The organism is Acidobacteriota bacterium, assembly GCA_026393755.1.
GTDB lineage: Bacteria > Acidobacteriota > Vicinamibacteria > Vicinamibacterales > JAKQTR01 > JBAXOX01.
This window is the reverse complement of record JAPKZO010000012.1, coordinates 36,048-45,439: the sequence shown is the minus strand read 5'-3', so window position 1 is coordinate 45,439 and position 9,392 is coordinate 36,048. Positions and strand designations below refer to the sequence as shown.

Annotated in this window: 10 protein-coding genes; 9 read left to right on the top strand and 1 reads right to left on the bottom strand. The window is 64.9% G+C overall.

Annotated elements, in window-relative coordinates; genetic code table 11:
- Nucleotides 1-26: 26 nt before the first annotated feature.
- Nucleotides 27-1,544, bottom strand: a complete 1,518-nt coding sequence (locus tag NTV05_05000) for a hypothetical protein (GenBank protein MCX6543755.1) — start codon at nucleotides 1,542-1,544, stop codon at nucleotides 27-29.
- Here NTV05_05000 and NTV05_04995 point away from each other — a divergent pair.
- The 9 genes from NTV05_04995 (at nucleotide 1,536) to NTV05_04955 (ending at nucleotide 9,392) form a co-directional block, all read left to right on the top strand.
- A complete protein-coding gene (locus tag NTV05_04995) occupies nucleotides 1,536-1,982 on the top strand; it encodes a PAS domain-containing protein (protein ID MCX6543754.1) in 447 nt (148 codons plus the stop codon). The two genes, NTV05_05000 and NTV05_04995, sit on opposite strands and share 9 nt — an antisense overlap.
- A 121-nt stretch (nucleotides 1,983-2,103) precedes the next feature.
- The gene (locus tag NTV05_04990) at nucleotides 2,104-2,373 is read left to right on the top strand and encodes a DUF2191 domain-containing protein (protein ID MCX6543753.1); all 270 of its coding nucleotides are present in this window, start codon (nucleotides 2,104-2,106) and stop codon (nucleotides 2,371-2,373) included.
- The gene (locus NTV05_04985) at nucleotides 2,370-2,804 is read left to right on the top strand and encodes a type II toxin-antitoxin system VapC family toxin (protein MCX6543752.1); all 435 of its coding nucleotides are present in this window, start codon (nucleotides 2,370-2,372) and stop codon (nucleotides 2,802-2,804) included. Before NTV05_04990 ends, NTV05_04985 begins: the two co-directional genes overlap by 4 nt.
- A gap of 162 nt (nucleotides 2,805-2,966) precedes the next feature.
- Nucleotides 2,967-3,236 (top strand): AbrB/MazE/SpoVT family DNA-binding domain-containing protein, encoded by a 270-nt coding sequence (locus NTV05_04980; protein MCX6543751.1) that lies wholly within the window; start codon nucleotides 2,967-2,969, stop codon nucleotides 3,234-3,236.
- Entirely contained in the window at nucleotides 3,233-3,655 is a 423-nt protein-coding gene (locus NTV05_04975) for a type II toxin-antitoxin system VapC family toxin (protein ID MCX6543750.1), read from the top strand. Before NTV05_04980 ends, NTV05_04975 begins: the two co-directional genes overlap by 4 nt.
- A 185-nt stretch (nucleotides 3,656-3,840) precedes the next feature.
- The gene (locus NTV05_04970) at nucleotides 3,841-4,518 is read left to right on the top strand and encodes a hypothetical protein (GenBank protein ID MCX6543749.1); all 678 of its coding nucleotides are present in this window, start codon (nucleotides 3,841-3,843) and stop codon (nucleotides 4,516-4,518) included.
- Entirely contained in the window at nucleotides 4,515-5,339 is an 825-nt protein-coding gene (locus NTV05_04965) for a nucleotidyl transferase AbiEii/AbiGii toxin family protein (GenBank protein ID MCX6543748.1), read from the top strand. Before NTV05_04970 ends, NTV05_04965 begins: the two co-directional genes overlap by 4 nt.
- A gap of 50 nt (nucleotides 5,340-5,389) precedes the next feature.
- On the top strand, nucleotides 5,390-7,027 hold the full coding sequence (locus NTV05_04960) for an ABC-F family ATP-binding cassette domain-containing protein (protein MCX6543747.1): 1,638 nt from the start codon (nucleotides 5,390-5,392) through the stop codon (nucleotides 7,025-7,027).
- 70 nt (nucleotides 7,028-7,097) lie between these two features.
- Nucleotides 7,098-9,392, top strand: a complete 2,295-nt coding sequence (locus NTV05_04955; GenBank protein MCX6543746.1) for a DPP IV N-terminal domain-containing protein — start codon at nucleotides 7,098-7,100, stop codon at nucleotides 9,390-9,392.

Below are 9,392 nucleotides of genomic sequence, written 5' to 3'. Positions count from 1 at the left end.
CGTTGTCGCTGCGAGTGGTCGGCGGTTCATCGCTCACCTCCCACGTGCCACGCCAGCAGTTTACCCGTCAGCGGCTCCAGATGAACGGCCACCGCCGCGCCGGCCTCCGTGGCGCCGTGCGTCACCCAGACCACATGGTCACCGACGTCCTCAAGCGCGGCCGTATCAATCCGGGCGCCGGTTACGCCGTGCAGCCGGAGCAGACGCCGCGCCTCCGTCTTGACCGCCTCGTCCTGTCCGCCGCCGAACCGCGCCTGCGCGGCGGCCAGCCGTGTCGCGACCCCCTCGCGCGACGTCCCGATCACGGCACGACTCCGCTCCAGCCCCGTCCACGCCCCGCGACACACCACGTGCCGCACCCGTCCCGCCCCATCCAGCGTCACCGTCGCCGTCAGTTGCGCGGGCCGCGGCGCCGTGCGCGCCACCAGGTCCGCCACCGCCGGGCCCCGTTCCGCAAACTCCATCACCACCCCGTCCGGCGTCGGCACCGCCCGGAGTTCCAGCCCCGACGCGCGCAGTTCGGGATAACTCAGCGAAAGTAGTTCATGCACGGCCTGCAGCGCCGACGACGGGGGCGCAGGCGCGACCTCCTGGGCGCGTACGCCCGTCACGCCGAGCAGCGACGCGAGGATCAGGACGGTCCACGTCTGTCGTGCAGGCATCCGACCTCCGACGGTCCGACCCTGACCCAGGACGAGGCGCAGGCCCGTGAGCGTCAGGCCAACCAGCGCGGCCACCAGCCACCACGGCCACGCGGGCCGGTCGGGCCAGAGCGGACGCGCGCCTCCCGTCGGCCGGGCGCCGCCGCTCGGCCCCAACGCCGCCGACAGCCCGCCGCTCACCGTGACCCAGACCGTGCTGGCCCCCGTGAAGGCGCCGGTGATCGTGTCGTGCGGAAAGACGACCAGCATATACGTGCCCGGCGACAACCCCGTCGCGGTGAGTCCCCAGCCGCTGTTGGTGAACTGACTGCCAAAGTAGGCCCCAATGTCCGGCCGCACGCCGCCGGTGGGCGCCGCCCCGAGGAAGGTCGGGGTGCCGCCACCATTGAGATACGCATAAACGTGCAGCACATCCACCCCCACGCCGCTCGGTGCGTTCCGGTCGATCGCCCAGCCGGCGATCGTGAATGTCGCCCCAACCTGCGCGTTGTTGCCAGGGATGTCAATGGACATCGCTGGGTTGGTGGTCGGGATCTGAATGTCGACGGTCTGGGCCAGATTGAACGTGCCCGTGAAGGTACTGTGCGCGAAGACCACGATCTGATAGGTGTTGGGCGCCAAGCCCGTGGCCACCCGCGTGAAGCTCGAATACCGGAAGCGCGTCTCCCCAAATGCCGCCGCAATGTCAGGGCGGTCGCCGCCATACGTCGCCGCCCCGAGGAAGATCGGCGGCGTGCCCGAGCCCGGATTCGGATACGCCCAGACGTGCACCGTGTCCACGCCGGTTCCCGTCGCCGCGGCCTGGTCGATCGCCCAGCCGGCAATCGTGAGCGGCTGGACGTGCGCGCCGGCACTGGGGATGTCGACCCACATGTGGGGCACGCCGACCACCGGCTGGAACGTCGCTGTGCAGCTCCGCGCCGCACGCAGGTGGAACTGGAAGCCGCTCGGGCGCGCTATTTCGAACTGTACGATCTGGCGCCAGTCGGCTACTGCACCCTCAGCGAACAGGGGCTGATCCTGGAAGCCAACCTCATGGCCGCCACGCTGTTGGGCATGACCCGGAACGCGCTACAGAAGAAGCCGTTCAGCCGGTTTATCTTCAAAGCGGACCAGGACCTCTACTACCTGCACCACAAACAGATCCTCGAGGCTGATGAGCCACAGGCGTACGACCTGCGGATGGTGAAGATGGACGGAACCGCATTCTGGGTGCATCTGACGGCGACCAGCGCGCGGGATGCCAGCGGCGTGCGCGTGGGCCGGGTCGTGCTGAGCGACATCACCGCGCGCAAACGGGAGGAAGACGAAAAGGCCTAACTCGAGCGACAGTTCCGATTGTCGTCGTGGTTGACGTGGTCGCGTGGGACATCCTCCCTGCGGCAGAAGGGCGGCCCATATGATGCGTTGATGCGTCTTATTGGCGTGCTATGATGCCTGCATGGAACGGACCACCCTCACCCTTGAGCCCGATCTGGCCCGGGCATTGCGGCAACGGGCGCACGACAGCACCCGCTCGTTCAAGGACGTCGTCAACGAGACCCTTCGCGCCGGGCTGTCCGTCGCTCGACAGCCGCGCCGGCGTCGCTATCGCCTGAAGGCGCAGCACCTCGGAGGTGTACGTCCCGGCATCGACCTCGACAAGGCCCTGCAGCTCGCCGCTGCGCTCGAAGACGCCGAGATCGCCCGAAAGCTGGAGCTGCGCAAGTGATCCTGATCGATGCGAATCTCCTGATCTACGCCATTGATGCGGACTCGCATCACCACGGCGTGGCGAAGGCCTGGTTGGAAGAGACGCTGTCGGGCACCGATCGGGTGGGGCTCGCGTGGATCGTGCTGCTGGCGTTTCTCCGCATCACCACGCGGGAGGGCATTTTGGCCCGCACGCTGACGCTGGCAGCCGCGATCGGGTATGTGGACTCGTGGCTGGCGCAGCCGAACGTCGAACTGGTGACGCCTGGCCCGCACTTCTGGCCGCTGTTCCGCGGGCTGATCCTGGCCTCGGGCACCGCGGGCAACCTCACCTCGGACGCGCATCTGGCCGCGATGGCGATCGAACGTGGCGCGACCGTGTGCTCCACCGACAACGACTACGGACGCTTCCCTGGACTGCTGTACACCAATCCACTCACCGGGCCGTGAACGTTCCGGACGCGGCCGCAGGCGGCCCACGTCATGGGCGTTGTCCGCAGCCGTCGTGCCTGTTTCACGCTTCCCGCAAGCTCCCGGACGGTCAATAAGTCGCTTACGATGTAAGCTTCGTGATATCCTGTGCACGGTCACTCTGACGTGGGGAGGAACGTGATGGCAGCGGCGACGCTCACCGAAAAGGGTCAAGTCATCATTCCGGCTGAGATCCGGGCGCGCTACGAATTGACGCCCGGTACCCAGGTGGAGTTTGTCGATGAAGGCGGCGCCATCCGGCTGGTGATCCGGCGGCGGGTGGTCCCCTCCGAACCGGCGGCCGGGTTCGGCATGGTCAAGGTCGAGCCGAGAGCTCCCGGTCGCGAACCGCGCCGGCTGTCAACGTTCGATCCGGCTGTCCTGCTCGGCAGTAGTCGGAGCAAGGCATGATCGCCGTCGACACGAACGTCCTCGCTCGCTTCTACTGCGACGATCCAGACGACCCCGAGGCGGCGCGCCAGCGGCCGCTGGCGCGTCGCGTGATGCTCGAATCCCCGGCGGTGTTCGTGCCTCTGACGGTCGTGCTCGAGTTCGAGTGGGTGATGCGCGGGTTCTACCAGACCGGTTCATCGTCCTTCTGCCGAGTGGTCGAGCATCTGCTGGGCATGCCGCACGTCACGGTTGAACGCTGGGAAGCCGTGAAAGACGCGTTGGATCTGCACCGCCGCGGGCTCGACTTCGCCGATGCGCTGCACTGGACCTGTAGTGGCGCCTGCACACGCTTCGTGAGCTTCGACGACCGCAGGTTCGTACGCCGTGCCCGCCGCCTGGGCCTGACTCCGGAGGTGGCATTGCCCCGCGAGCGATAGTCTCAATTCGCACAGCACTAATGATATAGTTTGTTCATCATATGTAGGCTGCTCAGATGACAAACACTGAACGAACTATCATACGAGGAACTCTGGGGCGGGAAGAAGCACGATTCCTGACACAGGCCGGCCGTTTGCCAAGCTTCTCACTAGCGGATGGCCGCAGGCTGCTCGACGCGCATCGCGTGGATCAGGTTCGGCAATTCGTCGATCGCCTCCAGCGTAAAGGCTGGGTCCAGCGGATCAAGCCCGGTCGGTTCGCGGCCATTCCGTTGTCGTCTTCATCCAGGAATCCTCAGATCCACGAGTTCCTTGTCGCGATGGAATTGGTGACTCCTGCCGCCATCGCGTACTTCTCTGCGATGAGCCACCACGGCTTTACCGACCAGCTGCCTCGCACCGTGTTTGTCGCGACCGATCACCGGACCGCTCGGCCGGAACGGCGAGCACTCGGCTTCACGTTCCGAGTCGTCTCGCTCCGGAAGCCACGATTCTTCGGCCTCGTGAAGGCGTGGATCGACGAGCGGCCCTTCTTCGTCACCGATCGGGAGAAGACGATTGTCGACGCACTCGACTTGCCCAGAAATGTTGGCGGGCTCGGCATTGTGACCGAGGCTCTGCGAACGTCGTGGCATCAACTCGACGAGGCGCGCCTGCGGGAGTACGTCACACGGATTGGCAATTCGGCGGTGGCCAAACGGCTCGGGTTCCTGATGGAGACGCTGGGCGTCGGCGACGTGGAGGCGCTGCGGGAGACGGCGACACTCGCGACGGGGTACCCGTGTCTCGACCCGACGCTTCCGCCGAAGGGCATCCACAATCGACGGTGGGGACTCCTTGTCAACGTCAGGATGAACCGGTGATCACGACGGCCGAATTGCACGCGGCCGCCCAGCGTGAGGGACTGCGCTTCGACCAGGTCGAGAAGGACTACGTCATTCTATGCGTGCTGTCTGGGCTTGGAAAGGCAGGGCTTCTGAACGCGGGGTGGACGTTCAAGGGGGGAACCTGCCTGCGCCACTGCTACTACGCGGGCTACCGGTTTTCAGAGGATATCGACTTTTCGTGTCGGCCCGACGGCGATAGTCATCTCGCGGGCGCGGTGGCGCTCCTCGAAAGGACCGCCGGGCTCGTACACGATGCGACTGGCGTCGCCATTGACGTGCGGACGGCGGTGCATTCGTCCGGGCAGGAACAACTGGAGATTCCCCTCCACTATTCGCGCGGGACCGTACGCAGGCAGGCCCTGCCAGCGGTCCGGGTTCATCTCACATTCGATGAGCCGGTGCTGACGCCGCCAGAGATTCGCGCGGTGGAATCGCCGTATCCCGAGATCGATCCGTTCCGCATCATCGTGTACAGTTTGCAGGAAATCGTCGCCGAGAAACTCCGTTCGCTGCTGCAACAGCAGGACAAGTGGCCCCGCCCTCGCGACCTCTACGACCTGTGGTTCATCCTCTGTCACCGATCGGAACCCGTCGCCGGCAGGGAGTTGCGCGCTCTGTTCGAGCGGAAATGCCAGGTCAGACACATCGAGCCCGACCGGTCTCGGTTGACGTCAGAAACGCTCAGGGAGTGGAATCGTGAGGCGTGGAGCAACCAGCTCTCGCCGATGATGAGCGCCGCGCCCGACTACGAACGTGTGTGGGCGGACTGGGGCCGAGCCTGCGCGACACTGTTTTGAATGGCCTGGCCGGACACGGACGGGATTCCTGTCACAATGTCTGGAACCCCATGATTTCATTTTCGAACATCAGCAAGCAGTACGGCCGCCAGATTCTCTTTGTTGAGGCCTCGTTTCAGATCAACCCCGGCGAAAAGGTCGGCCTGGTCGGCCCGAACGGCTCCGGCAAGACGACGCTCTTTCGGATGATTGTCGGCGAAGAGGCGCCCGATGAGGGCGATCTAACGGTGCCGAAGCGGATGACGATCGGCTACTTCCGGCAGGACGTCGAGGAGATGGCCGGTCGATCCGTGCTTGACGAAACCATCGCGGGCAGCGGCCGCGCCGGCGATCTCCACCACGAACTCGAGGCGTTGCAGCACGCGATGGGCGATGCGGCGCAGGCGGACCGGATGGAAGACATCCTGTCGCGCTTCGGCGAAGTCCAGGAAGAGTACGACCACCTGGGGGGCTACGCGCTCGAGGCGCAGGCACGCGAGGTGCTTCATGGCCTGGGCTTCGAGGACGACCGCATCGACGGTGACGTCGCGGCGCTCTCCGGCGGATGGAAAATGCGCGTGGCGATGGCGCGGGTGCTGCTCGGGAACCCGGACATCCTGCTGATGGACGAGCCGACCAACCACCTGGACATCGAATCGATCATCTGGCTCGAAGCGTTCCTGAAGTCCAGGGCCGGCGCGCTGCTGATGACGTCGCACGACAGGGAATTCATGAACCGCATCGTCACGAAGATCGCGGAGATTGACGATGGGGAGATCACCGTCTACTCGGGCAACTACGACTTCTACGAGCGCGAGCGGGCCATCCGCGACGCGAACCGGGAGGCCGCGTACGCGCGCCAGCAGTCGATGCTGGCCAAGGAGCGCCGCTTCATCGAGCGGTTCTCGACGCATGCGGCCAAGGCGGCGCAGGTACAGAGCCGGGTGAAGGCCCTTGACAAGATCGAGAAGATTACGCTGCCCAAGAAGCGGAAAGTCGTGCGCTTCGACTTCCGCACACCGCCCCGCTCCGGGGAACAGGTCGTCACGCTGGAAGACGTGTCGAAGGCGTATGGCCGTCACGTGATCTACGACGGCCTCAACATGACGATTCGACGCGGTGAGCGGTGGTCGGTGATGGGCCGCAACGGCGCCGGCAAGACCACGCTCCTGAAGATGGTCGCCGGCGTGCTCGACGCGGACTCCGGCGCCGTCCGCCTGGGTGCCAGCCTGAAGATGGGCTATTTTGCGCAGGCCGCGCTCGACATCCTCGATCCGGACCTGACGATCGACGAGCAGCTGCAGAAGGACTTTCCGCAGGAGTCGATCGGCGCGCTGCGGAACCTGGCTGGCGCGTTCCAGTTCTCCGGCGATGACATCGACAAGCGGATCCGGTCGCTGTCGGGCGGGGAGAAGACCCGGCTCGTCATGGCCCGCATGCTGCTCAATCCCCCGAATTTCCTGGTCCTCGACGAGCCTACCAACCACCTGGACCTGGCGACCAAGGAGATGCTGGTAGAGGCGCTCAAGGACTTCGACGGCACGATGCTCTTCGTCTCGCACGACCGCACGTTCTTGCGGGGCCTGAGCAACCGCGTGCTCGAACTGGGCGGCGAGAGCGGTCACGACACGCACCCGCATCTCTACCCGGGTTCGTACGTCGAGTACGTGGAGCGGACGGGCCACGAAGCACCCGGCGTGCACGGGTAGAAAGAATTCCCGCGCGGCGTGCCAGACCGGGGAATAGAATGCCCGCCTGGATGATTTGACGGGGGATGAGATGAATCTACGACGGAGCGTGTGGATCCTCGCGTGTGCCCTGAGCGTCGAACTCGTGCCGGGAGCGGCCGGCGCGCAAGGGACCGCCGCCGACTATCAGCGGGCCAACGGCCTTCGCGAGCGGTACCAGGACGTCGCCGCGGGCATGCCTGATTCGGCCACCTGGATCGGCCGAACGTCCCGCTTCTGGTATCGACGGTCGGCGAAGGGGGGCTACGAGTTCGTTCTGGTCGATGCCGACACGCAGCAGAAGCGCCCGGCGTTCGACCACGAGAAGCTGGCGGCTTCGCTGTCGAAGCTGGCCGGCCGGCCGTACACGGCGCAGACACTCCCCTTCACCAGCCTCTCGTTCCGGGATGGCGAGAACGCCATCGAAGTACGTTTCGACGGATCGACGTGGACATGCAAGCTCGCCGACTATGCCTGCGCGAAAACTGATTTGACGGGCGCCTTCGAACGCCGCCAGCCTTCGCCGCCGTGCACACCGCCGCAGGCGGACGACAAGCCTCGTGTATCTCCAGACGGCAAGTGGGAGGCCTTTACCAGCAACTACAACGTTGTGATCCGGGCGCCTGGCGCAAAGACGTGGACGCTTCTCAGTACCGATGGCTCCGAAGGCAACTGCTACGAACCCGACACGATACAGTGGGCGCCGGACTCGAAGAAACTGGTCGCCATTCGGGTGATGCCGGGGTACCGCCGGATGGTGCACTACGTGGAGTCGTCGCCCGAAGACCAGCTTCAGCCGAAGCACTCATCGCGGTTCTACGCGAAGCCAGGTGACGTGCTCGATCTTGATCAGCCCGTGCTGTTCCACGTCGATCCGAAGACACAACTGATCGTCGACAACGCGCTCTTTCTCAACCCCTACGACCTCACGCGGCCGCAATGGCGGAAGGACAGCTCCGCGTTCTCGTTTGAATTCAACCAGCGTGGACATCAAGTGTACCGGGTGATCGAGGTCGACGCTGAAACGGCGAAGGCGCGCTCCGTCATCACCGAGGAGAGCCAGACGTTCTTCTGCTATTCGGGTAAGAAGTACCGCCGCGACATCGGGGACGCGGGGCACGAGATCATCTGGATGTCCGAACGGGACGGCTGGAACCATTTGTATCTGTACGACGGCATCACCGGCGCCGTGAAGAACCAGATCACGAAAGGGCCGTGGGTCGTGCGGGGCGTCTCGCGCGTCGACGAGGAGAAGCGGCAGATCTACTTCAGCGCCAGCGGTATGTATCCTGGCAAGGATCCGTACTTCGTCCATTTCTACCGAATCAACTTTGACGGCAGCGGCCTGACGGCGCTGACCGAGGCCGATGCCAATCACTCGGTGAGCTTCTCGGGCGACGCGACGTTCTACGTGGACCACTACTCGCGCGTCGATCTTCCGCCGGTGTCTGAGCTTCATCGGACCGCTGACGCATCGCTGGTCGCGGTCATCGACCGAGGTGACGCGACGGCGCTGGTGAAGGCCGGCTGGCGAGCCCCAGAGGTGTTCACGGGCGTCGCGCGCGATGGCAAGACGGATATCTGGGGCGTCATCTACCGGCCAACCACCTTCGATCCAAAGAAGAAGTATCCCGTCATCGAGAACATCTACGCCGGGCCGCAGGGCTCGTTCGTTCCCAAGTCGTTCGCCGCGTTCAACGCCATGCAGGCTCAGGCCGAGCTCGGCTTCATCGTCGTTCAGATCGACGGCATGGGCACATCGAACCGGTCAAAGGCGTTTCACGACGTGGCCTGGAAGAACCTCGGGGATGCGGGCTTCCCTGATCGCATCCTCTGGCACAAGGCCGTCGCCGCGAAGTACGCTTCGTACGACATCACCCGGGTGGGCATTTACGGCTCGTCGGCTGGCGGGCAGAACTCACTCGGGGCGCTGCTCTTCCATCCAGAGTTCTATAAAGCGGCGGTGTCGGCTGCCGGGTGCCACGACAATCGAATGGACAAGATCTGGTGGAACGAACAGTGGATGGGTTGGCCAATCGGCCCGGAGTACGGCGCCTCCTCGAACGTGGATAACGCGTACCGACTCCAGGGCGATGTCCTGCTGGTTGTCGGCGAAATGGACACCAACGTCGATCCATCGTCTACCATGCAGGTGGTCAATCAGCTTATCAAGCACAACAAGCCGTTCGATCTGCTCGTCATCCCCGGCGCGGGCCACGGGCCTGGAGGCGCCTACGGCGAGCACAAGCGCTACGATTTCTTCGTGCAGCATCTGCTGGGCGTCGTTCCGCCCGCGTGGCCGCTGACCGAGGCACCGAAGGCGCCGGCGAGCGGGAGAAGGGATTAG